The 25,093-nt window shown below is 57.7% G+C and carries 21 protein-coding genes; 10 read left to right on the forward strand and 11 right to left on the reverse strand.

Annotated elements, in window-relative coordinates:
* Positions 1-236: 236 nt before the first annotated feature.
* The 8 genes from cas2e to HMPREF3149_RS11815 form a co-directional block, all read right to left on the reverse strand.
* Positions 237-593, reverse strand: coding sequence for a type I-E CRISPR-associated endoribonuclease Cas2e (cas2e, locus tag HMPREF3149_RS13205; RefSeq protein WP_083280871.1), 357 nt, complete (start codon positions 591-593; stop codon positions 237-239).
* Positions 590-1,528 carry a type I-E CRISPR-associated endonuclease Cas1e gene (gene cas1e / locus HMPREF3149_RS11785; RefSeq protein ID WP_042531752.1) on the reverse strand — a complete coding sequence of 313 codons (939 nt, stop codon included), beginning with the start codon at positions 1,526-1,528 and terminating at the stop codon, positions 590-592. The genes cas2e and cas1e overlap by 4 nt, the downstream gene beginning before the upstream one ends.
* Positions 1,525-2,220, reverse strand: a complete 696-nt coding sequence (gene cas6e, locus HMPREF3149_RS11790) for a type I-E CRISPR-associated protein Cas6/Cse3/CasE (protein WP_042531754.1) — start codon at positions 2,218-2,220, stop codon at positions 1,525-1,527. The genes cas1e and cas6e overlap by 4 nt, the downstream gene beginning before the upstream one ends.
* On the reverse strand, positions 2,217-2,933 hold the full coding sequence (gene cas5e, locus HMPREF3149_RS11795) for a type I-E CRISPR-associated protein Cas5/CasD (protein WP_042531756.1): 717 nt from the start codon (positions 2,931-2,933) through the stop codon (positions 2,217-2,219). Before cas5e ends, cas6e begins: the two co-directional genes overlap by 4 nt.
* 23 nt (positions 2,934-2,956) lie before the next feature.
* Entirely contained in the window at positions 2,957-4,105 is a 1,149-nt protein-coding gene (gene cas7e / locus HMPREF3149_RS11800; RefSeq protein WP_042531758.1) for a type I-E CRISPR-associated protein Cas7/Cse4/CasC, read from the reverse strand.
* Between the two features lie 32 nt (positions 4,106-4,137).
* The gene (gene casB, locus HMPREF3149_RS11805; protein WP_042531761.1) at positions 4,138-4,806 is read right to left on the reverse strand and encodes a type I-E CRISPR-associated protein Cse2/CasB; all 669 of its coding nucleotides are present in this window, start codon (positions 4,804-4,806) and stop codon (positions 4,138-4,140) included.
* Positions 4,799-6,541 carry a type I-E CRISPR-associated protein Cse1/CasA gene (casA, locus tag HMPREF3149_RS11810; protein WP_042531763.1) on the reverse strand — a complete coding sequence of 581 codons (1,743 nt, stop codon included), beginning with the start codon at positions 6,539-6,541 and terminating at the stop codon, positions 4,799-4,801. Before casA ends, casB begins: the two co-directional genes overlap by 8 nt.
* A 100-nt stretch (positions 6,542-6,641) precedes the next feature.
* Positions 6,642-9,452 (reverse strand): CRISPR-associated helicase/endonuclease Cas3, encoded by a 2,811-nt coding sequence (locus HMPREF3149_RS11815; RefSeq protein ID WP_070538377.1) that lies wholly within the window; start codon positions 9,450-9,452, stop codon positions 6,642-6,644.
* Positions 9,453-9,711: 259 nt separating this feature from the next.
* Here HMPREF3149_RS11815 and HMPREF3149_RS13985 point away from each other — a divergent pair, with 259 nt between their 5' ends.
* From HMPREF3149_RS13985 to HMPREF3149_RS11830, 3 genes are all read left to right on the forward strand, one after another.
* A complete protein-coding gene (locus HMPREF3149_RS13985) occupies positions 9,712-10,725 on the forward strand; it encodes a GIY-YIG nuclease family protein (protein ID WP_236683958.1) in 1,014 nt (337 codons plus the stop codon).
* A 71-nt stretch (positions 10,726-10,796) separates the two neighbouring features.
* The gene (locus HMPREF3149_RS11825) at positions 10,797-12,125 is read left to right on the forward strand and encodes an AAA family ATPase (RefSeq protein ID WP_042531767.1); all 1,329 of its coding nucleotides are present in this window, start codon (positions 10,797-10,799) and stop codon (positions 12,123-12,125) included.
* Positions 12,126-12,186: 61 nt separating this feature from the next.
* Complete coding sequence (locus HMPREF3149_RS11830; protein ID WP_042531768.1) at positions 12,187-12,606, forward strand: organic hydroperoxide resistance protein; 420 nt, start codon at positions 12,187-12,189, stop codon at positions 12,604-12,606.
* 9 nt (positions 12,607-12,615) lie between these two features.
* On the opposite strand, the gene HMPREF3149_RS11835 is transcribed toward HMPREF3149_RS11830, so the two are convergent.
* The gene (locus HMPREF3149_RS11835) at positions 12,616-13,059 is read right to left on the reverse strand and encodes a helix-turn-helix domain-containing protein (protein WP_042531769.1); all 444 of its coding nucleotides are present in this window, start codon (positions 13,057-13,059) and stop codon (positions 12,616-12,618) included.
* Positions 13,060-13,781: 722 nt separating this feature from the next.
* Between HMPREF3149_RS11835 and HMPREF3149_RS11840 the strand changes: the two genes are divergently transcribed.
* The 6 genes from HMPREF3149_RS11840 (at position 13,782) to HMPREF3149_RS11865 (ending at position 23,112) form a co-directional block, all read left to right on the forward strand.
* Positions 13,782-16,046, forward strand: coding sequence for a DEAD/DEAH box helicase (locus HMPREF3149_RS11840; RefSeq protein WP_070538379.1), 2,265 nt, complete (start codon positions 13,782-13,784; stop codon positions 16,044-16,046).
* A gap of 91 nt (positions 16,047-16,137) precedes the next feature.
* Positions 16,138-16,356, forward strand: coding sequence for a hypothetical protein (locus HMPREF3149_RS11845; RefSeq protein ID WP_042531774.1), 219 nt, complete (start codon positions 16,138-16,140; stop codon positions 16,354-16,356).
* 152 nt (positions 16,357-16,508) lie between these two features.
* Positions 16,509-17,981 (forward strand): DUF3375 domain-containing protein, encoded by a 1,473-nt coding sequence (locus tag HMPREF3149_RS11850; RefSeq protein WP_042531776.1) that lies wholly within the window; start codon positions 16,509-16,511, stop codon positions 17,979-17,981.
* A complete protein-coding gene (locus tag HMPREF3149_RS11855) occupies positions 17,978-18,628 on the forward strand; it encodes a DUF4194 domain-containing protein (protein ID WP_042531778.1) in 651 nt (216 codons plus the stop codon). The genes HMPREF3149_RS11850 and HMPREF3149_RS11855 overlap by 4 nt, the downstream gene beginning before the upstream one ends.
* The gene (locus tag HMPREF3149_RS11860) at positions 18,621-21,989 is read left to right on the forward strand and encodes an ATP-binding protein (RefSeq protein WP_070538383.1); all 3,369 of its coding nucleotides are present in this window, start codon (positions 18,621-18,623) and stop codon (positions 21,987-21,989) included. The genes HMPREF3149_RS11855 and HMPREF3149_RS11860 overlap by 8 nt, the downstream gene beginning before the upstream one ends.
* Entirely contained in the window at positions 21,976-23,112 is a 1,137-nt protein-coding gene (locus HMPREF3149_RS11865; protein ID WP_070538384.1) for a DUF3322 domain-containing protein, read from the forward strand. The genes HMPREF3149_RS11860 and HMPREF3149_RS11865 overlap by 14 nt, the downstream gene beginning before the upstream one ends.
* A gap of 51 nt (positions 23,113-23,163) precedes the next feature.
* On the opposite strand, the gene HMPREF3149_RS11870 is transcribed toward HMPREF3149_RS11865, so the two are convergent.
* Positions 23,164-23,505, reverse strand: coding sequence for a hypothetical protein (locus tag HMPREF3149_RS11870; protein ID WP_246820009.1), 342 nt, complete (start codon positions 23,503-23,505; stop codon positions 23,164-23,166).
* A gap of 298 nt (positions 23,506-23,803) precedes the next feature.
* On the opposite strand from HMPREF3149_RS11870, the gene HMPREF3149_RS11875 reads away from it, so the two are divergent.
* A complete protein-coding gene (locus tag HMPREF3149_RS11875) occupies positions 23,804-24,154 on the forward strand; it encodes a trypsin-like serine protease (protein ID WP_083280872.1) in 351 nt (116 codons plus the stop codon).
* Positions 24,155-24,546: 392 nt separating this feature from the next.
* Here HMPREF3149_RS11875 and HMPREF3149_RS13990 read toward each other — a convergent pair.
* The coding region (locus tag HMPREF3149_RS13990; RefSeq protein WP_070538390.1) for an NYN domain-containing protein at positions 24,547-25,093 on the reverse strand (547 nt) is incomplete at its 5' end.

A 25,093-nucleotide genomic window follows, 5' to 3' on the forward strand; every position in this document is an offset into this window, starting at 1 on the left:
CTCATCCCCGCTTACGCGGGGAGCACCCGGAGGGCTTTCACTTCGTCGATGGTGAGGGGGGCTCATCCCCGCTTACGCGGGGAGCACTCTAAATTGGCATCTGATGGGGACGTTGAAATGGGCTCATCCCCGCTTACGCGGGGAGCACTCTTGCTGAGCTGCAAGTCTTCGAGCCTGGCCACTATTTTACATACGGCTTTATGAATAGTGCCTTGTTCTATCGGCTACTTGGTTAGTTATGCACCTTTCTGCTTCCTATATGCGGAACGAACACGGCGGGCGTTTGACCACCCCTTTCGATTCTGCTCATTCTGTGGCTTCGTTGTGGGGCGGACCATGAGCGTAACGCCGTCAAAATCAGAAGGTGTCCAGTGATGGCGGTGAGTCTTAAACTCCATGCCTTGTTCATTGGCTGCTGAATAGACCAAAAGTGCACGGCCGTCCTTACACAATTCGGTGGTTCGCTCCCACAGCAGATCACGGATGCGAGCGGAAGGCCGTCCTACGAAAACTCCAGGAGTTAGTTCAATTAGCCACTTCGACAAGTCGCCGCGTAGCCCTGCAGGGCACGCAGTGACAACGAGAACCATCATGAAAGAGTCTCCTCTTCGGCCCAATTCATTCCAGAAGCAATCACTTCAAGCTCACTCCAGAGCATAAGTTCCACGTCGCTCACCAGCTCGTCATCTGGGACATCAAATAGGGACTTCAAATCTTTGACCATGCGGGGCATGAGCCGGTGGGAAACAACATAATCGCGGACATGACGGCGCACTTCAACGGACGGCTTACCCTTCGCCGCAGCAACCGTGTCAAAAGCGGCCGGAATTGAAATCTCTGCCTTGTACAAGTCGGCAATGTCGTAGACAAAGGAACGATCAGTTCCGGTATGAATAACGCCGAGAGCCGGAACAAAGCCCAATGCGGAGATCACAGCATGTGCTACCCCATACAGGGCCGCGCTGGCTGCAGTAAGTGCTTGGTTGATCGGATCAGAAGATTCGAAGTCGTTGGGATCGTACGACCTCCTATTCCAATAGACACCAGTTCGCACAGATTCTTTTTCGTACACCTTCTTCATCCGAGCACCTTCGCGCCCGCGGAGCTGGGCCATGGTTAGCCCAGATACATCCTCACCGGGAAAGCGCATGGCATACATCCGGCGGGCACAGTTCAATCGTTTGCGCTGATGCGTGACTACTTCTGCTTGAATTTCTGCCATACGGCTTGACTTCGCGGGTGGGCGGCCATGTGCGTAATAGCGCACACCGCGCTCCCCTACCCAGACCGCGCTCACTCCGGCATCACCAAGCAAGGCCATCGCGGCGTATGTAATCTTCGTGCCCGGTCCTAGAAGCAAAGCTGCAATCTGCGTAGCGGGCACATGCGCGGTGCCGCGTTGATCAACGATGGTGAGTGAATTGCCATCGCGGTTAATAACGCACCGCTCAGCGTAAAGAAAACTGATGCGGTCCCCAACGCGCGCCAAAGCTTGGCGTGTGAGAGGGACCTCATGTGGGGTGGTCATGAAGACACAGCCGCCAACGTCATCAGGCCACAGCCATAGCCGCGAGCACGACCAATACCGTGAGTAAGCGTAGCTCGGAGCAGCTCGGGATCGGTGACCTCAAGCGTGCCACGGTAACGGACAGTAACGATACGAATATGTCGCCGATTCTCGCCCTTGCGGAAATCGAGAGTACGCCTTTCCACGATGGCTGTCTCATCATCGAGTGACCATCGTGCGCGTTCTTCATCAGATGCCTCGTCATGTGCGCGAGGAGCTAGGGCAAAACCCGCCTTTTCAGCGCGCTTGTAAAGCCACTCAAGCTGGTGTTCTACAGAGACATGAGCTTTGACCTTTCCGCGCTTACCGTTGTTGGACTGGGAATAGGTGGGGTTCGCAAGCAACTCGAAGCGCCAGCGCTGCCCCTTCTGCAATGTCCTTAAGAACCGTGTGTAATCGAGGGATTGGGCCGGGCGTGTGTCATAGCCGGCCTGCTCAACAATGCCTGCCGAGGTCGGTTTTTCAGAGCCCACGATGTAAAGGACATTCTCGTGACGGTTCTGATCAACGCGCCACAGGATACGTGCGTCGGAATTGTCGATGTCCGGCGGAAACGCTGCGCTCACCGCTGCATGCATGGCATGAGGGTTGCTCAGCAGCTTTCGGCCCTGGCGCAACTGCGGGTTGATAAGGATTTTGGTCAAGGTAGTCACGCGTTCATCACTGCTTCCATAAATGGGTCGGGGCGCAGTTGCGAAGCCTCCAGCGGATTGTCCACAAGTGCGTTTTCACGCTGGACTACCGTGCGCCAAGCATACTTTCGGTGTCTGGGATCGAAGGAGACAGGGACATCCTGCAGGGACTCACCGAGCTCTCCTGCCTGAGCATCCCTGTAAATAGGAAGGGCCACCTTCTCACCGCATGTTTTCATGTACTCCTTTGTCGCATGCCACGTGGAATGTTCTTGGAGTGCTTTTACTGCTGGCTTATCGACGATTCCCTGAACCACATTCGGAGGTGCAGGACACGATCGGCGGCCTAAGAAAATGGGGAACGCAGGTTTGTTGAGCGCTTCAGCCAAGCCCTCAAGCAGACTGCGCTCCTCTGCTTCGATTGCAGCAACAAATGCAGCATCGGACAGAAAGTAGCGCGTGATCAACTTCGCATCAGCTTTGGGATTTCTCTGCCAGTTTTGGGCCGTTTGATAATCCCTCAGCAAGCTACCGGACTGGTCAACACGTACAGCGAATGTCAGACCGGCGAGGTCTGTGATGTCGTCAGTGCGCCGGCGTCCTTCCGCAGCAGCGAGCATCCCAAGGACCCCAGACTTAGATGGAATCTGTGCCGTAGTTCGCGTGGCATAGCGTGATTCATTACCCCAAGACTGCAAAGGAGCTTTGAGTAACAATAATAAGGTCGATGTCATGAGAAAATTCTCCCTCCCAAGGTTTAGGAGGCATCCAGGGCTGCACTGAGACGTTCCGCGAGTTCTGGCAAGGTGACGGTCTCTGCAATCTCTGCGAAAGGCTCTCGTGCCTCGCTAACACCAACCACGAAAGAAGCCTGCGGCTTCAGGCCATAGTTCTCCTCGAACTCCTTCTCTTCCTTCGCTAGAGCCTCTGCACCAGCGATGCGAAGGTTCTTGTTGTCGGTGGCACGAACCGGCTCCTCGAATGCCGTCACGAGACTTACTGGGCGTGTGTCACGAACGGTGACGTACACCAGTTCAGGGAGAGTATGGTTGGCGAAGGTATTGATTTTGCCAGTTGGCATCGACTTGATGAAGGCATCGACGAACTGAATTGCTGCCTGTTTTGCATTCTCTTCGGAATCGAGGTTCTTAGTCAGACCAGCAACGTTTACGGTGGCAAAGCGGTAGAGAGTGGAAGACATCATCTGGACTGTGCCAATCATGCCTGCACCAGTTTCTTCACCGTCTTCAGCTAGATCATCGACTGCGGTGAAGTAATCGAACTCTGGGGCACTATCGTGAATTCCCAGTGCGTGTGCAACCTGCACTGCGGCATCGACGTTGAAGGCAGCATCATCGGCAATCATGCGCCCGAACATAGCCATATCCACGGAGTGCTGAGTATCGAGAATTTCCTTCGCATCAGCCTTCTTGATCTTCTCCCCATCCGCAGCAACGATTTCACGGGCTGCACGTTCAATCTGCTGCGGGCTCAGAAAGATGAGGTACTTAGTGCGCGGGTAGCGTGCTTCTTTGAGGAGCGCCTCTTTGTCCTCAGCGTCGGACTTTTCCAGTTCCTTGATCCGCTTGCTATCGACTTCGGTGGAAATTCCAGCGGCCTTGAACAGATCAGACACTTGTTTGATTGCGCGCTCGGCATCCCAACCTTCGTGGTCTTCTACCAACTTGGCAATCTTTTCTGGGAGGCGCTTGGAGCGGTCTCCTACAGAATCCGGGTCAACGTTGTTCTCAAAGTAGGCGCGAATGGCTCGCTTCCAAGATTGGGAAGATACGCGCTGGCGGGGAACACCACCAAAGACAGCAGACTTCGGGGCACCAGTGTCGTCGCGGTTGATGAGGGATGGCGGAAGTGTCTGGAGAGCGTGAACATCGATGACAAGAGACATAGTGAATGGTCCTTTCGGGTAGTTATCGAGAGTTAGGATTTAGTGGACTGCGTGCTCTTAGAGAAAGCACCGGTGGCAAAATCGCGTCCCCACCTCAAAAGAACTCCCTGGCGTCGGTTTTGCTCAGCCTGGGTTGAGGTGCGAACGTTAAGGGTTCGGAGATCTTGCGCGAATTGCCCGTAGTCAAAGCCAATCTTTGCGCCACGGAGCAATGTAATGAGTGAGCGAATGTGAATCAGACGGGATGCTTCATCGCGAGAGACCAACATGGCATCGAAACGGGGTTTGGTGGACTGGGACTCGCTCTGGGCAAAAAATCGGCCACAGGCACGCGCGAAGCTTTGGCCTTCTACATGGGCGTCCGTTGTCGCACTCTGCATGTGAATGCCGAACATCACGAGAGCGTTGAAAGCCGCTGCCTCTGATGGAGACGGAGCGTTGCTTTTGCCCAACTCATTGTCACTCAGAGATGGCTGGAGGATTAGGAGAACCTCCTCCAACGCGAGCGGTTGATCTTTGAGGGGAACGGAGGCGTACTTGCGCAGCGTAGCCAGCGTTGCACGGGCTTGGGCACTCTTAGCGTGATTCGGCGAATGCAGTATAGCGAACTGGAGTTCATTCGCAGTCCGAGCAACAGCAGGGCGAAGAGTCGGCCTCGTCTGCGTGGTTGGAGTATCGGCGCTGGGTGGGGTTTTAGTCATGAGAGTCATCCTCGTGTGAGAGTCCGGAGGCATCCGCCTCCGGAGAAGTGGGAGAAACCGTCAACGGAAGGTCCTTGTCTAGCCTTCGATGCAGCTGACGGAAAAGAGAACCGGCCGAGATAATGCGCCCCTTACCGCTGTCACCGGCATCGATTTCCCTGCCTACGATGGCCTTGGTGCCAGCACCGCGGAGAAGTTCACGTGCATCACGAAGAACCTGTTCGCGCACCTGCTTCTGCCATTCAACCTGCGCAGTTTCAGCGGTGTCAGAGCTTAGTCCCGACATCCAGCTCAGGAAGAGCGGCTCGAGTCGGGCATAGAAACGATCAGCTGTACTCGTACCGAATTCATAATCGCCTCCTGCGGCAACCAGCAGCTGGCCAGCAAACCAACCAAGGCTGATTGCTGCCTTACTTGTTTTCTCTGCAGAGGTACGGACCGCATTGCGTACCCTTCGGCCAGTGTCATCCGCCCGAAGCACGACAAGTGGCAAACCGATTGTGGCAATGAAGGTGGAGGCCACGGACGATTCCTGCGGGCCATACTCCATCGAGACCAAAGCAAGGTCTAGGGCGTTCTTGTCCAGATACCCATCTGCTTCTAGGTCTGCCAAGTTGGAGAGATTTCGAGGACGCTTCGGGGCCTTGTTTTTGTTGTTATCGAAGCCGGGGTCATCCTCTAGCGCAATCAGAGCATCAAGAGCTCGCCACATCGTCCTAGTCGGATCGTAGGGGCGCGGATAATACGCAGTCTGACCCTTCTTCGACTGATTCGGGCTATAACGGTAAGGCGTCATCGGATCACCCATGACGTTCTTACCTGCATCCGGAATTCGGTCACCGTTCGACACGAGTACCTGGACTGCCCGTTCATCCTCGAAGAAGAGCCGAATGCGACGCGCTTGCCAGGTAGCAAGATCGACAGCACCATGCGGCACTGCGCCAATGTCATCATTCGAGCCTGGGCGCTGAGCTGCAGTATCGGGCTCTCGTTCCCAGACCGGGATATCCGCGCTGACGGCTCCGCCTTCTTCAGAATCCAGCACGGCCGACGGTGGAGTGTTGAGAATCAAAGTCTCGAGAAGACCTCCCGAACCAAGAACAACGGTGCCACCAGTGCGACCAGTCCAGCCGGTTCCGATGGGATAACCCTTTCCTCCCTTTACTCGCGAGTCACCTTCCGCTCCGGATTTGATGCCCGAGAAATCATAAGCCTGGGCATGGATGAGCCATCGTGCGGCCTCATCGAGGGCGAGAGATTGACGACCTTCAGCCGTGCGCATGGTGAAGAAGTTGTCAGCGGCCTCGGGAACGATGAAAGAGACTGGTCTGGTTGCCCCCGACTTCGTATGCAGATCAGCAACCTGCATGAAGGGGGCGGTCGGTGAAAGAAGATCGAACCTATCTTCATAGGCCTCGAGATAGTTGAGGACTACATCGTCACGCTGTTCACCCACCAACTGTGCATGCAGTTCGTCAAACCATTCCGGCCAATCGAAATCATCCCAGTTACTGCCGTATTCTTCTGCAATGTCGAGCGCATGCGCCCGCCAAAAGATGGCCAACAGCACCCGGAGCACCGAGTAGTCCTGGGTCGGTGAATCACCGACGACCTTGCGTGCATCACCGCGACCGGAGAAGATGTCACGGATACTCAAAGCAACTTGTTGGTTGGCACCATCCATGCACATGATCCACGGCTCATCGAGCAGATTGAACGTTGAGGTTTCAGTCATTCTTCTTTCGCCTCCTTTCTTAGTCATGAAGTAGATAGAGATGTTGTTGTGAGATACCTCTGAGAGGAGGTGCCCTCAGAGTACAAATCGTGGTAGACATTCAATCCCTCCTATCGCTGAGGATTTCGATTCCTAGTTGGGAGGTATAGGAGACAGAGAACCGGCCTAACTGGACAATCCCCGTTTCATCGAGAGGCATTGCCAGTTGTCCACGCAGGAGAAAGTGGGATCGCCATTGGTCTGGAGTTGCATCCTCGAGAGCATCAACGACAGCGTCAAAATCGGACTCCCATCTCGTCATACGAATGGGAAGGCGAACCGTACTCGCAGCCAGGTGGAATGCGACTTTGTAGGACAACTCAGCACCATCAAGTACTTCCTCATCCAAGCCCCATGGTTGATACCCGTACTCTGTACGCAGAATCGGAATGACTTCCACCGAAGGTTCGGCATCACGGACTTGGGCTGCTCCTCGTTCATCACCGGATGACCCTTCCTCACTAATAAGCTGCGAGAACAGCGCGTCGTAGCTGGTCCTTCGGCGTGGGCTGGGGAGACGGAATGTGGACGACTTGGAATGGGCGCTGTCTTCGTCGAACAAACTCTGCTCTTGAGCCTGTGCCCACGCATCCTCCCACCCTGCAGGCGGGGTGAAGTTTCGGTCGTAAGTTTCACGCACGAGGCTCTCAATGTCGTCAGGCCGCCGGAAGACACTGGGCAGCAGAGCTAACGTGGACAAGAGCAGCGCTGTGCCATAAATGTATTCGGCGCCCGAATCGAACTCCGGAACAGGCTCACGTTCGACGATTCCACGAATCATCACCTGAGGCTGCTGCAAGTTGGCTGGCCTATCGGTGACAGGTCGCTCATGGCGGTGCAAGCGCCCAATTCGCTGAATGATGAGGTCCATCGGCGCGATATCAGTAATGAGCAGATCGGCGTCGATATCAAGACTCTGCTCAGCCACCTGGGTCGCCACCACAATCTTGCGCCATGGACGTCCCCTTCCCCGGCGGGATTCGGGACCCAACTCGTCGCGCAAAGCATCTTCTTTTTCCACGCGTTCCCACGCCACGAAACCAGCATGATGCAGCTGAACATCCTCGCCATAAATGCTCGCCAGTGCACGGTATGCTTCCTGAGCCCGGGCGATGGTGTTGCAAATGATGAGGACACAGCCACCTGCTTCAAGGTTGTGCTCCATAAAGTTGACGAGTTCGTCGACGTCATCATCAAGGAAGCCAATGTGCGCCTCAAGGTTTGTGGGAGTCGGTGGTACTGGGTGAAACTCCACAGAGTCTCGCGTCGCCAGCGTCAGCAGCGGGTAACCAGTAGGTTCCTCGTCTAGCCATGGCGCGGTGGAATAAGCCTCTACCAAAGTGCGACGCTTTTCGGGTGGGAGTGTAGCGGACATCAGGATGACGCTGGCACCGTAAAACCCAAGCCACTCGATGGTGCCGCGTAAGTAGTCGCTGGTATACGTGTCGAAGGCGTGAACCTCATCGAAAATGATGACCTTTCCGGCTAAGCCCACGTGCCGGAGCATGTGGAAGCGCTGCTGCAGCGCCATCATCAAAACCTGGTCCACAGTGCCCACAACGAAGTTGGAGAGCAACCCCAGCCGGCGTCCCGACATCCATTGGGAGGCGATAACACCACCGCCGCCACCAGAGTCCCTACCGATCTGCGAAAATTTCAATTCCCGATACGGCTCCGACAAAACGTTCTTGGAGTGCGCGAGGTACATGCTTTTTACTGAGTCGACACTGTTGTTGGAAGCCCAATCAATCGTGCGCTCTAACAGCCCGTTAGCCGTTGCCATCGTCGGCGCCGCAAAGTAAACCCCCTGAGCACCGCCACGCGCTGCAAGAATCTCAGCCGTGGCCAGACCGGCCTCGGTCTTTCCTACACCCGTTTCAGCTTCGATAACAACGAGAGCCGGCCCGTCTAGCTTTTGAACCGCCTCAACCACCGCGCGTTGCACTGGACGTGCGCAGAATTCTTCGGGCCATCCGAATGAGTGCCGAAAGCGCTTGTCGATGTCTCCCCACTCGCCCATCTCCGGCTCCCACGGCGTGGTCACATCGATCACCGCAGCGGCCGCCTCCACGCGCTCTAGCTGGGTACCGCGGACATGCAGGGTAAAAGCATTCTCATTCGACGCTACCCAGTCCGCCATCACAACAAGCCCGGTGAGGATTTCTGCAACTCCCTGATGGAGTTTTCCTCCTCGGAAGACTTCTGTGAGGACAGCATCGACACCGCACAGCTCCGCCATGGCGTCGAGAAGCTCGCGGTGTACTTTCTTCCACGGCTCGGGGTAGTCTTCGATAAGTTCTCGAACTCGCTTGGACGGCTTGTTGGCAATGCCGTGGTGCGCGTTGACGACGGCCGCCAAACTATTAGCCTGGGGAAGCGGGATTCCTCGTGCACGCAACCAAAGGGCTAGGATTTCGCCCGATGCAACGCCGTGCGGGAGCTTTTCGAAATTAGCCTCGTCAATGCTCAGATCGATGTTCAAGCCCGCATCAGAGACGGCCGAGACGAGATGCGCTTTATCGCTGGCCAGAAGTAGACGCTGGAAAGTCCGAATACCTTTTCCAATGTCATGCACCCCGGCGAGCCAGACATATAGGGCCTCAACCCCAGTCTCACCGATGCCGAGAGCCGCCGACAAATACCGCTTCACTGAGGGCGCCAACCATGAGTTGAACAGGAAAGACGCAGCACACGCTGAATCCACCATATGCTGCGGGATGGTCAAGAAATCCGTTCCATCACCCGACTTTGCCCACAGACTTTGGGCTTGCGGGCTCCGTTCGCGCGCCCAGCCTTCGGCTCTTAAACAGAACTGGCGTGTCCGAGCCGGAATTAAAGTAGAGACCGAATCTTGGTGAGTGTTCCCATTCATGATTGACCTTGCTTGCGAGAGAGAAAGAGTTAACACCAAACATACCAAAGCTTGTGACATTAGCAAGTTTAGAATTCGTGCAAACTTGTTTCTTCAGGTGTGCCATGTAGGCTTCACTGCAGGGCGATTACCTTCCCTGCGCTGCTGGGATGAGCCCTTGCTGATGTCTACCATCACCACTTCCCCGCGTCAGCGGGGATTTCTTTTACGCCATCCGAGAAGCTCCGCGTGGCATCGCTGAATCGCTTAGAGTTACACCATGCTCTCGCCTCTTAACTTCACGCTTTGGAAGGTCAATTCCACTACCGGAATCAGCCCGCTCATCCCCGCAGACGGTCGCTGCGGCATCTATGTCATCGACTTCGAAGACGGATCGAAGTATGTCGGCCAGTCCATCGACGTTGTCAAGCGCTTTGCCAACCACACTCACGGATCACGTCACCACATCCCATGGGGTGACGTAGTTGCCTTATCCTTTGCGCCGGCACCACCGCTCGAGCTTGACGCGCTTGAGGCCCAGGAGATTGCGCGCCAGGTTGAGGCCGGCGTCCCTCTTCGTAATAGGCGGGGCGTCATCGATTCTGTCGGCCCCAGCCCACTCGATTCCATCGTCACCATCACCGAGCAAAAGCACTGGATCTTGGGAGACTGGGAGCCTTCCTCTAAAGACCACGCAGCGTTTATCGAAGCGGCGCAGAACGCTGAAGGCACGAAACTCACTGCCCGCGCACCGCAGGATGTAGCGGAAGCCGTGCTCAAGGATCTCACCTTCGCACTGGAGAACATCATCCCGGTGGCACCCGAAACGGAGAAGACCTACTGGACTTTATCTGATTACCCCTCGACCGCAGGCGGACGCTATGCCACCCTCAACACGGGCATCCTGGAGTTCCTAGTTTTTCCCCGTCACAACATCCTCGACCACATCGCGGATCTTGAACCAGAATTTCGGGACAGGTTCTCCCTGGGCACAGGTTTCTTCAACCTCTTCATGCCGGAGGACATAAATCTTGAGGAAGCCAGGGACGATATCGGCTTGTGCTCCGAACCTCCGTATCTGGTGATGTTCCACGAGTACGAAGTCACAACGACGGAGGCCTACTACTACCCCATTGGCCAACTCGAAGAGACCTTCGCGGCCTTACCGCCTGAAGTGCTTTCCGACGCCCGCGATTTCGCCGTCACCATGATGCGTGAGCGCCCCTCCAACCTCTTCCGCCGTTGGCACAGCTCAGCACTAGCCGGCTGTGCCTATGAAACTATCGTCTCTTAAGCTTCCTTCTCGTGCACGGATCACAACGAACTCCCCTGCATGCCCACGCCTGAGCTTGTAGCGTGGCGGGCATGAGGCTCCTTTCCTTCAGCGTGTCGAATTTCCGCAGCATCCGCGCCACCCAAACGCTGACCTTGTATCAGCACTGGAAGCATTCAACACCACCCGAAGGGGGCTGGGCACAGGTCAGCCAGCCCATAACCGTGTTGGTGGGGCCAACGGCGTCGGGAAAAAGCAGCGTGCTGGAAGCGCTGAACTTTGCTCTTCGAGCGGTGTCATCCTCGGCAACAACATGGCGCGAGGCCGCCCAGCCCAACCAACTTCCCCACGCACCATTTCGCCTCGACCCAACCACGCAGCGCCGACCCAGCACCTTCGAGCTGGAATTTGAAGTCGACGGCGTGCGCTACCTCTACGGCTTCCTGTGGAGCTACACCGGTGTGCATTCTGAGTGGCTCAGCCGTGTTCCGGCCAACCGCTGGACGCCGTGCTTTGCACGCAGCCGCGGGGAGGAAACGCAGTGGACGCGGACGTTTATGGATAAGGGGGACGTCGCCAAGCTTGGCCCCGTTGAGGACACCGAGCTGCTGCTCTCCGTCGGCCTGCGCGATGAGCACCCCGTTCTTGCCCCGCTAGCCCGCGCGCTGGTGCATGACGTGGCGTACCTGCCACACGCGCATTCCGCGCTGAGCAGCACCGATCGGTTCATCGAACTTATCCGGGAGGGCAAACTACGCCTGCACGAGGCGGCGCCACTGCTGCGCGCGGCCGATAACGAAATCCACTCCGTGCGCCTCAACCAGGACCACATCGCAGAACATGTCTTCCGGCAGATGCACCCGGTCATCGACGCATTAAGCAGCACCGACGGCGCTATCCGGCGTCCCGACGAGTTCCTCATCTACTCCGACGCCGAAATCGAGTCCCTGCTGCACGCCATCATCGTGGAACACAAGGGCGAGGCCACTCACTACTCACTGAAACTCACCGACGAGTCCGGCGGCACGCAGAACTGGATGGCCACCGCACCGCTCGTGCTTGATGTGCTGCGCCGTGGCGGCATCCTCGTGGCCGATGAGCTGGACTCCTCCCTCCGCCCAGCCCTGCTGGACTTCATCATCCAGGCCTTCCGCGAACCCACCATCAACGTCAACGGTGCGCAGCTCGTGTTCGCCTCCCACACCTTCAGCGTGCTGGAGCGCGCCTCCGAGCTGGGTCTTAAGCCGGAGGGATTCTGGTCCGTGGAAAAGACTCCAGCCGGCGAGTCTGAGCTGCTCAACCTCGCTGATGTCTCCCTCGACAACCCCGACGCCACCCACCGCTTCCTCACTGAGCGCTACGGCACCGCCTCCCGCGAGGCGCTCGACGCCCTCAAGGAACTTGTCATGGCCGGGGCCTGAAACATCCCTCCTTTTGGGCGTACAATCGGCGGCCACATATCCCCGACAGGAAGGAATCACCATGACCGCCGTCTACACCACCGAAGCTCTGTCCACTGGTGACGGCCGCGATGGCCGCGCCGTAGTTCAGGACTCCGATCTTGACTTCACCATGACCGCCCCGAAGGAGATGGGCGGCAGCGGTGAGGGTGTTAACCCGGAGCAGCTCTTTGCGGCTGGTTACGCCGCCTGCTACCACTCCGCGCTCAAGGCTGTGGCCAAGGACAAGGACGTCGACGTCACCGACTCCGCCGTCGGCGCGCGCGTGACCCTCAACAACGGTTCCGAGGGCTTCTTCATCAGCGCCGAGCTTGAGGTCACCATCCCCGGTGTGGAGCAGGACGAAGCACAGGCGCTTGCCGACGCCGCCCACGAGGTCTGCCCCTACTCCAAGGCCACCCGCGGCAACATCGACGTCAAGATCACTGTGGCGGAGGACTAGGATCGCCAGTTAGTAATCGGCAGAAGAGAGTTCGCTTTCTTCTTCGAATTCTCTCCACTCGCGGAATGCCTGCATCCGTTCCTCGGTGCGCTGCTGTTTCAATTTCAGAACATCGTCACGCTTAAAACGGTTGTGCGTTCCGCGCTTGTGGGTCGCTATCTTTCCCTCTTTTGCCCACTTCATGAGCGTCGGGCGGGAAACTCCTAAAATTTCCGCAGCGACCGTACTAGTAAGCTCTTCGGGTACGCGTGAAATAGTAACTTCACCGCGCTGCGCAACAGAGGACAAGATTTGAGAAATCAGTCGTTGCACATCAAGAGGTAGCGCAACCGCGCGCCCTTCTGTATCCGCGGCTTCAAAGGTCGCGGCGCCGAGGGAAGGTAGCGCCTTGAGGCTCTCTACCGTAGCTTCGTCGATCATCACTTGGTCATTGATCACTGTAGCGGAGGCCATTAACACTCCTTTCCTTCTTGCCGCCAATAACAACTCTTTCACTTACAAGTGAAATCCCCTCCAATCGTAGCCATACCGCACGTACGTAACCACAAACTACCCCAATTCGGCACCCCCTAAGCCCTTTGGTCAAGCTAGACGGCGGTTAAGATCCGCGGACCAATTGGCAATCTCCCGCCCTAAGTACTCGACGTAGCGGCGACGGTCTTCCTCATCCATGTTCTGTACCTGAGCTACAGAAGTATTAATGTTGCCTGGCTTTGAAACGGTTGACTTTGTCAATTTAATCCCTCCGTTGTCCCTCAGTAGTCAGTTCTGCTTATCTCAGAGATTAGCCGTCGTGGAGAATCTGAGTAGAGGAAGCCTTCAGCGCTCCTTTCCCAGCATGACACTTACACTTGAAACGTCTTTCACCTATCAGTGAGACTCTTCTTAATGACAACCGAGTTATGTGCGAATGTCTAGAGGCCACTCCAATGCTCCACTTGCTGTGCATGTCCGGCACTCCTGCCAGAATCAGGGCTTGACTGTCAAGGCACGCACTCCATCACTGCGCCCAGAAGGCCCACCAAAAAGCTCTGGAGCCTACGCGGCTCCAGGCGACAACGTTCCGGTAACCGGCTCGTCGTGCGCTTATTCTAAGCAATACAACACCAAGCCGGCAAGGCTCTTAGCCGCACACCGTCCGATAAACTAGTTCCGACGCATAAGGAACACGCACCATGACTGAACAGGAACGCCTCCGAGCGCTTGAGACTCGCGTTAGCGAATTGGAGTCCCAGGTAGCCCAACTACTGCAGGCCCTCGGTCATACTCCTTCCCGCCCAAGTACTGCAGACACACCGCCACCAGCAAACGTTCATACTGTAAGGCGCTCACCGGAGGAGAAGATCGCGCTCTTCATGGATTACTTCACGGGGAGGACAGACGTCTACGCAGTCGCCAAAAATACTGCAGAGAAGAAGGCCTGGTACCCGGCCAGCAATGGCTACTATGACCGAAGAAATCCCGACCTAAAGCCCCTAACACCGAAGGTGATCGAAGGACACCTTCGCCGAGACAACCGCTTCCACGTCGGCCTTTATCCACTGTGCATAGATGACAGTTGCCGGCTATTGGTCTGCGATTTTGACGATGACGACTTCAAGCAAGCTGCCCGTGCCTACGCGGAAGAATGCAAGAACCAGGGCCTCGATCCGCTCATTGAAGTATCGCGTTCTGGGAACGGAGCTCACGTCTGGGTATTCTTCGACGAACCTATTCCTGCCGGCCTCGCTCGTTCTGTAGGCATCGGGCTTCTTGCCAAGGCTAGCCCGGATTCCTACTTCTCCAGTTTCGACCGGTTCTTTCCATCCCAAGACACGCTGCCGGCGAAAGGCCGCGGTTTCGGCAATCTGATTGCCCTCCCATTAGCAGGCCACCATCGATCCGAAGGCACAACAGTCTTCGTCGATCATGAGTTTCAACCCTTGCCAGACCAATTCGAAGCTTTGGCAAGAACGAAGAAGTCAACGCTTTCCGAACTCAAGAGAATCTACGCTGTACTTCAGCCCGATCCCGAGACATCCCTCCCCCAGGCACCCACCCGCGAAGAGCTGAAGAAGCTCAAGGCCGCCGGAAAGGTCCATGTCACGCACGATTCACACGTCCACGTCGATTTATCGGGCGTCGACGCCACCACCCGTACGGCCCTGCGACACCTAGGTGCTATTGCCAACCCGCAGTTTTATATAAAGCAGGCTCAGCGTTTCTCCACTTTTGGCACTCCACGGCTCATCGTACGTTTTGATGAGAAGGACCAAGTCCTCACGCTCGACCGCGGCACGCTCGACGACGTCATCACAATCTTGAAAACTGCAGGATACACCGTCACACGTCGCAGCCGCACGCCTAAGCCCCGACGCATCGATGTGTCATTCTCCGGTGAGCTACGCCCCCACCAGCACGCAGCTGTCAAACAGATGCTCAAACACAAGTCTGGAATGCTCATTGCCCCTCCCGGCACTGGAAAGACCGTCATGGCGTGTGCAATCATTGCTCAGCGTTCAGTTCCCACGGCAGTGATAGTTCCGTCGAGGGAGCTGGCTACCCAATGGCGCCACGCCCTCAAGCAGTTTCTCCCGGAAGCTCAGGTTGGGCAATACTCGGGTACCAAGAAAAAGCTCAGTGGAGAAATAGACATTGTCACTGCCCAATCCATCAGCCGCAATGATTCCAAGACTGATTTTCTCTCTGCCTATGGACAGATCATCGTTGACGAATGCCACCGAGTCGGCGCTGCGGGTTTAACCAACGTTCTAGCTCACCTTAATGTTCGCTTTATGCTCGGTATGACCGCGACGCCCTACCGCTCCGATGGCCTCGATAAGCTGCTTCCCCTCATTTGCGGCCCTATCCGCCATACCGTCGAGCTCGAACGCCCCGGACGCCGCGACTATGTAGTCCACAACACGGAGTTCACTTACGATGCTCCTTACCTGTTCTGGCCCGATCTCGACACCGCTCTGGCGGCTGATGCACACCGCAACCAACTCATCGCCGATGTCATCACACGAGCCGCGCAGGACGAGCAGAATGTCCTTGTACTAGTGAAACGACGCGAACACCTGGCAGCCCTCAACGCATTGCTTTCCGACGCCCCCTTCCCTGTCCTTCAACTGCACGGCGGACAAAAGGCAAGCGAGAGGCAAGCCGTTCGTGAGAAACTTGCCGCAACACCACATTTTGTCCTTTTAGCCATGTCCCAGGTAGCCGGCGAAGGCATTGATCTTCCCGCACTCGATACTCTTGTCCTGGCAGCGCCTGTAAGCTTCCGTGGCGTTGTCATTCAGCAGGTTGGCCGAATCACTCGCGATGCTGATGACAAGGAGAACGTCTCCGCCACCGTCCACGACTTTCTCGATACCAACGTCCCTGCCCTCGCCTCGGCCTTCAGAAAGAGAAGTTCGACCATAGCCAAGCAGGGATTCACTCGCAATGATATTTAGGGTTTCCCCGTGCATGGCCGATTCCTACTAGATTAGGGGCCATGCACAACTGAAGTCCTTGTTGGACAGCCAGATGAATCGGAGCAGCACAGTGGCTGAATTTGTAATAACCTACAAACGTCGCTCAGGCGAGTCTTTCATCAAACAAGTTTCGGATTCAGCTGAAGCGCTTAAGGAACGCCTCCGCCGCGAAGCAGCAATCTACGATCCTGATATTGAGATCGCCCACATCTCATCACCCTCCCTGGAATCCTTGAAAAAGTCGCATTCACGGTATTTCATGGGCAGCGTTGAGCTGCAAGGCGACTAGGAGGACACAGCCTAAAGCCTCGCTCATGGCCCCGCCTCCGTGGGCGTGATTATTTTGACCTGCGCTCTGCAGGTCGAATGCCAGACAGCGGGCTTCGAATATTTGAGCCAGTCTTCGCTGCGCATGTCCGGCACACCTGTCAGAATCGAATCATGTCTGTTGAAGCACGCGCGCTGTCACTCCGGCGCTTGATGCATGATTCCGCCGCGATTCGGCTCCTCGCTGCGGATAATGCGCCGGTGATTCTAGCGTTGATTGCGGAGTACTTTCCACGCGGCACACGGGCGCGTCCGGCGGCGGAAGTCTATGAGCTCATGGTCACCGATTTCGAGGTGATTGCCAGCGAGTTTCCCATGCCGCGCACCCCACAAAACTATTGCAATGACTGGGTCAAGGCCGGTTGGTTGGTGCGTAAATCCGGAAGGAGTACACGTGGTGAAACACTCGAGCCCAGCGAGGAAGCCCTATCGGCGTTGGAAGCCATTGAGCGCTGGGAACAACCGGTGACCACAGTGACGGCCTCGCGTGTGGAATCAATTAGCTCAGCGCTGCAGAGGTTGGCGCGGGATACCAATGAGGACATCGCCAGCCGCGTGGCCAGTTTGGAGGCAGAACGCGCACGCATTGACCACGAGATTGAAAAAGCACAACTGGGTCAGTTTGAAAGGCTCACTGCCGCCGAGACTGAGGAGCGAGTCCAGGATGTGCTCAATATGGCTATGGCGGTACCGAGCGATTTCGCCAGAGTCCGCCACGATCTTGAAGCACTCAACCACCAGCTGCGCCGGCAGCTTTTGGATCCGGAGGGCTACCGCGGTGACGTGCTGGAGGAGATCTTCAACGGCGTGGACCACATCGCAGAATCGGATGCGGGCCGCAGCTTCCAGGGCTTTTATTCCCTCCTTATGGATAGGGAGCGCAGCGCCTGGCTGGACCAGTGGATTGAGCAGGTGCTCGATAGCGACGCCGGGAAAGACATCACGCCGGAGCGGCGCCAGCAGCTGCGCCGTCTCTTTCGCGATATGGAAGAAACCAGCTTTGAGGTCAACCAGACCATGACGGGTTTGGCTCGCAGCCTGCGCCACTACGTGTCCTCGGAGCAGTTCGCGGAGGACCGGCGCATGATTGAGCTGCTGCGGGAAGCCCGCGGCATGGCCATTGATGCCGCGCAAACTAGTGAGCTCAAAGCCTTTCACCGAATGGACACGCCCCTGCAGCGCATCGGCATGTCTATTCACTCGGTCTCCCGCATTCGTCTGGCTAACCCTGGACGGGAGGTCGTGGAGGAAGCACCCGTGGCCTACCAACCGGGCGAAGACGACGCACACGCCCTTTACGAGCTGGTACGCGAGTCCGAGATCGATTTCGAGGAGCTGCACGAGGCGATTCGGCAGACTGTGAGCGACTCTGGCCCGTGCACCATCGCCCAAGTCTTGCAGGCCCATCCCGCAACACAGGGTCTCGCCAGCGTGGTGGGATTGGTCCACATTGCTGACCAACATCCGCTGCCTGCGGTGCGGGAGGTCAGTGAAAAGGTCACATGGACCGAAGAAGACGGTTCTCTTCGTGCCGCGCAGATTCCCACTATGTATTTCGATCACACAACCGTTGAGGAGCTTCAGTGACCACCGCCAACAGCCCCCGCGTGGATTCCGCGCACGAGCCCCCGCTGTGGGAGCACGACAAAGGAACGTTGACCTACCACTCGCGCCGCGCCTTGGTGCAGCTGCTCCAGGGCCCACTTATCCGCGCGCAGAAGGAGCCAGTGCTGTGGTCAGCAATTATCTCTGATGAAGAGAATCTGCGTGCCCGGCTGCACGAGGTGTTTTTGGAGCTCGTCATCGATGAGACCGAGGGATTTGCTTTTACTCGCATGGTGGAAGAGGACAGCCTGAGCATCCCGCAAGTGCTGCGCACGGACAAGCTCAAGCACATCGATACCGCTATCTTGTTGAACCTGCGCCAGGAGCTCGGCCTCGCATTGCCCGGCGAGCGCGTCATCGTTGACGTAGAAGATCTCCGGGAGAGCATCGGCTATGTCCGCGCGGTGGATAACCGCGACGAGGCCGGATTCACCAAGCGCTTCAACGCAGCAATAAAGCGCATCCAGAATGACTATTCCCTGCTGAGCGCGACGGAGACCGAAGGCCGGTTAGAAGTTTCGCCGGTGCTGCGCCAGCTTTTCGACGCCTCCACGGTCACCGCCATCCGGGATGAATACGCCCGCCTGGCGCGAGCCGAGGATACCGAGGAGGACACCTCAGATGACTAAGCACACGGACCTTTACCCAGGCCAGTTCCGCATCAGCCGCATCCAGCTCATCAATTGGGGAACCTTCCACGGCTATTTTTCCATCCCGGTAGCGCGGAAAGGTTTCCTCATCACTGGTGGTTCGGGCTCAGGTAAATCCACGCTGCTGGATGCCATGTCAGCGGTCCTTGTCCCCCAGAACCACGTGAAATTCAACGCGGCCTCGCAGCAAGACCTCGGGCGGCACAACGGCCGCAATTTGGTCTCCTACGTGCGCGGAGCGTGGCGGCAGCAGGAGAATACGCAGACCGGTGAGATTACCCCGGAATACCTGCGCGAAGGTGCCACAAACTCGGTCGTGGCGCTGACCTATGACAACGGCCAAGGCAAGCAGCACACCCTCATCGCCATTTTTCGCCTCAATGGCGGGGAGAACTCCGTAGGCCAGGTAAAGAAGTTGTACGGGCTGGTGCCGGGCGATGAGGACGTCGATAAGCTCAGCCCCTTGCTCACCCGCAGCCTGGATAGTCGCAAGATCAGAGCGCTGTATAAGGGCCCCGGCGCGTCCTTTACGCCAACCTACGCCACGTTTGCGGACCGCTTCCGCAAACGCTTAGGTATTAAGAATGTGGAGGGCCAGCTCCTTCTTCACCGCACGCAATCCGCGAAGTCTCTGTCCAGCCTGGACCAGCTCTTTAGGGATTACATGCTGGATGTGCCGGATACCTTCACCAGAGCGGATGAAGCCGTGGAACAGTTTGAGGATTTGCGCCAGGCCTACCTGCGGGTTGAGGACGTCAAGGCGCAGATAGATACGCTCGCGCCGCTGCCCCAACTTCACTCTCAGCGGTCTAGCGCTGAAGCGGATAAGGAGAAAGCAGAGGCCATGAGTGAGGCGCTGCCGGCAGTACGCACGCGCCTGGTGGCGGAAGAATTGGACTACCTCATCCGCGCATTCACAGCACAGCTGGCAGAGGCCCAGTCCCAGGCCGAAGCCCTTAACGCGGAGGTCGCACACTTGGATGACGCCGAACGCCTGGCCGCGGTGGCTGTTACCCAGCTCAGCGCTGGCGAGCTCGATGCCTTAAGCGCCAAGATGGAAACTGCGGACAAAGAAATTGAGCACCGCACGAAGGAATTCCAACGCCTGGCTGCGGCCGCTGGAGCGTGGACCGATGATTATGAGTTCAGCCCGCACGGCTTCGCCGAGCTGCAAGCCAACGCGAAGCTGCGCATCGCAGATTTTGAGGTTGACTTCGCCAAACTCACCAACGAGCAACAGGAAGCCGGCGTAGCCGCCCGCGACGCTGCCACCGCCTGCGCCGCGCTCGATAGCGAGCTGCGCTCATTTAGCTCCCGGCGCACCAACATCGACAAAGCCTTAGTAGAACTGCGCTCCCAGCTGGCTCGCGATACCGGCTATGCCGAATCCGAGCTTCCCTTCGCCGGCGAGCTCATCGATATCAGCCCGCAGCAGGCGGACTGGGAACCGGTAATTCAAAAGCTCCTTCACGGTTTTGCGGCCACCCTGTTGGTGCCCGAGGCCGCCCGCGACACCATCAACCAGTGGGTCAATTCGCGCAACGTGGGCACCCGTTTGGAGTACCGCACCATTCCGGAGTTTGCTTCACCACCGGCGTCCGCACGCAGCCCGCGGCAGCTTATCCACAAGCTGGAATTCCAGGACCACGCCATGGCGCACTGGGTTCGCCAACATATTTCGCGCCGCTTCAACTACGAGTGTGTGGACTCGGTTGCGGAGCTAGACAAGGTCACCACCACCCCGGCGGTAACGCGCGATGGCCTGGAAAGCCGCCCCAAGGATAAGGACGGCTCAACCCGCTTCATCAAGGATGACCGCAAGCGTTTTAGCGGCACTGCCTGGTACCGGGTGGGTTCCACCAACACCGCCAAGATTGAGCTGCTGCGCGCCCAGCTCACGGAGGCCAAGGCCACCGCTCGTGCCACGGCCAAGCAGGTTCAAAACCTCAACCGGAAGATGGACATTCTGCGCTCCCAGCGCGATAAAGCCCAGCAGGTGCTGGAAACCTCCTTCCAGGACATTGACACCGCCTCCGCCGAGGCTCGCCGGCGGGATCTGCAGGAGCAGTATGACTCGCTGGCCTCCTCCCCGGAGGCCCAAGCCTTAGCCGCAGCCCACGAGCAGGCCAAGGCCAAGCTCAAGGACGCACGCGCCCGGCAGAACGCCGCCCAGAAACACCTGGGCAACATCGAAAACGAGCTAGAGCACTCCACAAAGCGCCGCCGCATCATTGGCACCGTGCCTGACATCGAGGACCAGGACATCGCGAAGGCTGTCGAAGAGGCCCTGCACAAAGGCAAGCGCAAGCTCACCATCGATGACATCGACGCCCGGCGCGATGAAGTGCAGGCCAGCCTCCAGAGCACCGCCCGGACCGCCACGCGCAGCATAGAGGACGCCAACGCGAAAATTGTCTCCGTCCTCCACACGTATCTGGCCCAGTGGCCAGCGGAGGCCGCGGACCTTGAGCCGCAGGCGAGCTTCGCCGGCGAGGGCATAGAGAAACTCCGGTTCCTGCGCGCGGACCGCCTGGCGGATTTCCGCTCCCAATTCCTCGAGCTGCTCAACGGCTCCACCGTGCGTAACCTCTCGCACCTCACCACGGACTTGCGCCGTGCGCGCAGCGATATTGAGATGCGCATGGAGTTCATCAACAAGTCCCTGGAGCGCTCTCCCTTCAACGGTGAGCGCACCCTGCGCATCGACGTCAAGGATGCCCGCGGCCAGGTGGTCCAAGACTTCCAGCGGGACCTCGATGCCGCCACCTCCCACAGCTTGGGCGAAATCAGCGCCGATGATACAGAGGCCGCCCTTGCGCGCTACCACGCGTTGGACAAGATCTTGAGCCGCTTGGGCTCGAGCCAGCCTGAGGATATCCGCTGGCGCAACGTTGTCTTAGATACCCGCCGCCACGTCAGTTTCATCGGCCGCGAGTGCTACCCCGACGGAACGACGGCCAATACCTACCAGGATTCCGCCTCGCTGTCTGGCGGCCAAGCACAAAAGCTCGTCTTCTTCTGCCTCGCTGCGGCCCTGCGCTTCCGGCTGGCGGAGCCGGACCAGGACGTGCCCACCTATGGTTCCATCATTCTGGATGAGGCCTTTGACCGCGCCGATCCCACCTTTACCCGCACAGCCATGTCCGTCTTTACGTCTTTTGGTTTCCACATGATTCTGGCCACGCCTTTCAAGCTCATCCAGACGCTGTCTCCTTACGTGGATGGCACGATTGTGGTCAAGTACGACGAGCCCACCATCAATGGCCGCCCGCAGGCGCGCACGGGCTATTCGCTTATCGACGCCTCTACCTACCAGGATCCCGACCATGCGCAGCCCTGAAGATTTGCACGACCATGCCGCAAAGTTCCTGCGCAACCACTTTGCCCAAGCACTGGCTGACCCGGATTCTGTGTGCGTCGACTGGCCCCTGCACCCGCCCACCGCCGCTGCTGCCGCCCGCGATATCGACGCCGCACAGGGCTTTGTCCGCGCTTGGCAGCGCTGGCCCCACCAGGAGGAGGTTATCTACGCCTCCCGCAATTGGTCACGCGCGGGCCTCGGCACGAACACCATCCCGACCCGCATCACAATCACCGGCGCCGAACGCATCGCCGCTGCTGCCGGTCTCACCGCCGAGTACACCCGCGCCCGTGAACGAGCGCACAGCATCGCCGCCATCTTCCCCGACTCCCCCGACTTCGCCCACACCGTCCGCCGCAGCTATACCCAATGGAAGGATTTAAGCGCCTATGACCTGGAGTGCCTAGGGCCGTGCCTGACCTGGCTGCGCGCTAACCCTGACTCCGGCGAGTGGGAGCGCGCCGTGCCGGTCGAAGGTGTGGACGGCAAGTGGATTGGCAACCATCGCCGCCTACTCCTTACACTCCTCGCGCCGTTTGGCATCACAGACTTAGGCCTGCGCCGCAGCGACACCCGCTTGCGCCTGCGCTACCTCAACCACGCTCCAGCGCTCAGCGATATCGAAATCCCCCTAGCCCACGCCACCACGCTATTCCCGCACACCCCTCCCCGCGTCCTCATCGTGGAGAACAAACAAACCTTCCTGGCCTTGCCCATGCTTTCCGACGCCTCCCCTCCCACCATCGCCCTCCTCGGCTCCGGCACCGCCGCCCACCAACTCCACGCACTGGACTGGCTTAACCACACCGACATCACCTACTGGGGCGACCTCGACGCCGCCGGCTTTGCCATCCTCAACGCCGTGCGCGCTCACTTCCCCCACACGACGTCACTGCTCATGGACACAGCCACCGTCACCGAATTCCAGCACCTGGCCGTCCCCGACCCCGGCGACGGCTCCGCCACACTTACCCACCTCACCACCGAAGAGCAGCGCGCCTACCGCCAGCTCTTCACCGCGGGCCGGCTGCGCATTGAACAGGAGCGGATTCCGTTTGCGCATGTGAATGCGGTGATTCATGCAGCGCTCGCAGCAGCGTGACGCTGCCAGCCCCCCGCGAACGGCGGACAAAATAGCCTCTTCCTGCAGTAGCTATTCTTCCTTTTTTCTTTTTCTGGCTTGTCTGCGCTCACGCCTTCGGGCACGCTTTGCTGTGCGGATATCGACGACCCAACGCGGAACAAAAGGCCACGGAAGCGGAACCCCGACCGCGCCCGTAAATCCAATGACTCCGATAACGAAAGCTGCCACGAGCGGAACCTTCAGCAGCGTGTAGACAAACTCGGGAGGGTTGGCACTCGCAACCAACCCCATGGCGCCGCCAGCGCCCATAATGAGCGAGCAGTAAGGATAAATGAAAAGGACACCATCACTTGCTGCGCCTACAGAGTCGACATCGTCGTACCACTTTTCCGATCTGGGTTGCCTCCGCACGCACCTAATGTAGTAGGTCCAGTAAAGCACCATGACGAGCACTAACCCGGCGTATACAAGCAACTCAGTAACATCGCCGTCCATAGAATAGGCCTCCCGTGGCTGTTTGTTACGGTATGTGCGAAACGCTACCAGCGTCTGCTGAGATGAGGCTTAGGATGAAAACGACACATGGATGCGGGCAACCACCCGAACCACGGACGCAGACTTGACCTTTTGGAAGCTGATCCCGCCACCGGAAATAATAGAAATCAAGGCAAATGCCTAAGAACAAAACTCGGGGCACTTCAAACCGTCCATCGACGTCGACCGTTTTGAGAAGGGCCCCAAGTCCGATCTCGCCTTGCTGCACCTCGAAATACCGAAGGAGCTCGACAAGTACGCCAAGGTCGCGGACGGCCATCAGTACCACGACGGTGAGGAAGCCGACTTCTACGGCTTCGGCAAGGGCTTCAAGGACGAAGACGTGGACTGGCTACAAATGGCACGTATGAAGGTCATCGCCCAGCGCGACAACATCAATGCCGGCGAGGTCACCACCATGCACGGCATCACGGGCAGCTCCAACCACGGCGACTCCAGCGGACCGGTGTTCACCAAGGACGGCGAGCTCATCGCCATCGACGTCATGGGCTCCCGCTTCGTGTGATTTGACCCCTACACCGTATACCTCAAGTATTACCGCGACCGGACTCGCTATACGGCGGGCGTCTAACGCCTCCAGACCCACTGCGCGAGCTTCCCCCGGGGGTCAGTTCCCGACAGCAGTCGATTTTGATGTTTGCGCTCCTCTTATTCGAGACGCGATTTGGGAGTTCGCGGAAAAGATCGCCGTTAAGGTCCGGTCTACAACTGCGGCGGGCAGGTTAGAACGAGGGGGTTCATACGCTTTTTGACATGGACTCCGGTGGGGCCATCTTGCGAGAAGCAGAACTTCCAGATACATCTTAACGGCGCGGTGGGCCGACGTTCGAGTATGACTGCTGCCGCGCTGCGCAAGACGCGAAGAACTAGACCCAGTGGTGAATCGAGGCTATTGAGCTATAGTTCTTCGTCAACCTCAGCGGTTTGTTCCGGAGTAGTTCCATATAAAGGATCGTCTTGATTCTTGGGTGGTTTGAGAACGCACTCACGGACACCATCAACATGTTCATTTAAGCTCTCAGAGACTGAGGCCCAGAGCGGGTCTAATATGAAATCGATTCCTGACCTACGCGCATGCTTAGCTGCGGGGACGAAATCGCTATCACCTGAAATCATGATGATTTGATTCACAAGTCCGCGTTCTGCCAGGGAAGCTATATCCAAGCCTATCCGCATATCTACTCCCTTCTGAGTGATATCCAGTGAGAAGTCTCGCTCAGTCAGATCTGAAACTTCAATTTCCCCGCGACAGAGCCTCTTTAGCGGCCTAGATTTAAGGGTGTACCCATTTTGGGTTTCAAGTTCTTCGCCTCGGCGTAAAGCGACTTTTCGCTTCTTTACGATTTCTTCTAGAAAGTCTATCATCCAGCGGTATTCCTCAGTTTTTCCGAGGTTCTTCTGTGTCTGCGTTAGCGGCTCTTCCGGTTTCGGAGTGCGTAGCGGG

The sequence above is a fragment of the Corynebacterium sp. HMSC05E07 genome (genome assembly GCF_001807225.1).
Lineage (GTDB): Bacteria > Actinomycetota > Actinomycetes > Mycobacteriales > Mycobacteriaceae > Corynebacterium > Corynebacterium singulare.

Excerpts from the sequence above, each read along its gene's own strand:
- cas2e (WP_083280871.1), bottom strand. The coding sequence starts at position 593 with ATGATGGTTCTCGTTGTCACTGCGTGCCCTGCAGGGCTACGCGGCGAC.
- cas1e (WP_042531752.1), bottom strand. The coding sequence starts at position 1,528 with ATGACCACCCCACATGAGGTCCCTCTCACACGCCAAGCTTTGGCGCGC.
- cas5e (WP_042531756.1), bottom strand. The coding sequence starts at position 2,933 with ATGACATCGACCTTATTATTGTTACTCAAAGCTCCTTTGCAGTCTTGG.
- cas7e (WP_042531758.1), bottom strand. The coding sequence starts at position 4,105 with ATGTCTCTTGTCATCGATGTTCACGCTCTCCAGACACTTCCGCCATCC.
- casB (WP_042531761.1), bottom strand. The coding sequence starts at position 4,806 with ATGACTAAAACCCCACCCAGCGCCGATACTCCAACCACGCAGACGAGG.
- casA (WP_042531763.1), bottom strand. The coding sequence starts at position 6,541 with ATGACTGAAACCTCAACGTTCAATCTGCTCGATGAGCCGTGGATCATG.
- HMPREF3149_RS11815 (WP_070538377.1), bottom strand. The coding sequence starts at position 9,452 with ATGAATGGGAACACTCACCAAGATTCGGTCTCTACTTTAATTCCGGCT.
- HMPREF3149_RS13985 (WP_236683958.1), top strand. The coding sequence starts at position 9,712 with ATGCTCTCGCCTCTTAACTTCACGCTTTGGAAGGTCAATTCCACTACC.
- HMPREF3149_RS11825 (WP_042531767.1), top strand. The coding sequence starts at position 10,797 with ATGAGGCTCCTTTCCTTCAGCGTGTCGAATTTCCGCAGCATCCGCGCC.
- HMPREF3149_RS11830 (WP_042531768.1), top strand. The coding sequence starts at position 12,187 with ATGACCGCCGTCTACACCACCGAAGCTCTGTCCACTGGTGACGGCCGC.
- HMPREF3149_RS11835 (WP_042531769.1), bottom strand. The coding sequence starts at position 13,059 with ATGGCCTCCGCTACAGTGATCAATGACCAAGTGATGATCGACGAAGCT.
- HMPREF3149_RS11840 (WP_070538379.1), top strand. The coding sequence starts at position 13,782 with ATGACTGAACAGGAACGCCTCCGAGCGCTTGAGACTCGCGTTAGCGAA.
- HMPREF3149_RS11850 (WP_042531776.1), top strand. The coding sequence starts at position 16,509 with ATGTCTGTTGAAGCACGCGCGCTGTCACTCCGGCGCTTGATGCATGAT.
- HMPREF3149_RS11860 (WP_070538383.1), top strand. The coding sequence starts at position 18,621 with ATGACTAAGCACACGGACCTTTACCCAGGCCAGTTCCGCATCAGCCGC.
- HMPREF3149_RS11865 (WP_070538384.1), top strand. The coding sequence starts at position 21,976 with ATGCGCAGCCCTGAAGATTTGCACGACCATGCCGCAAAGTTCCTGCGC.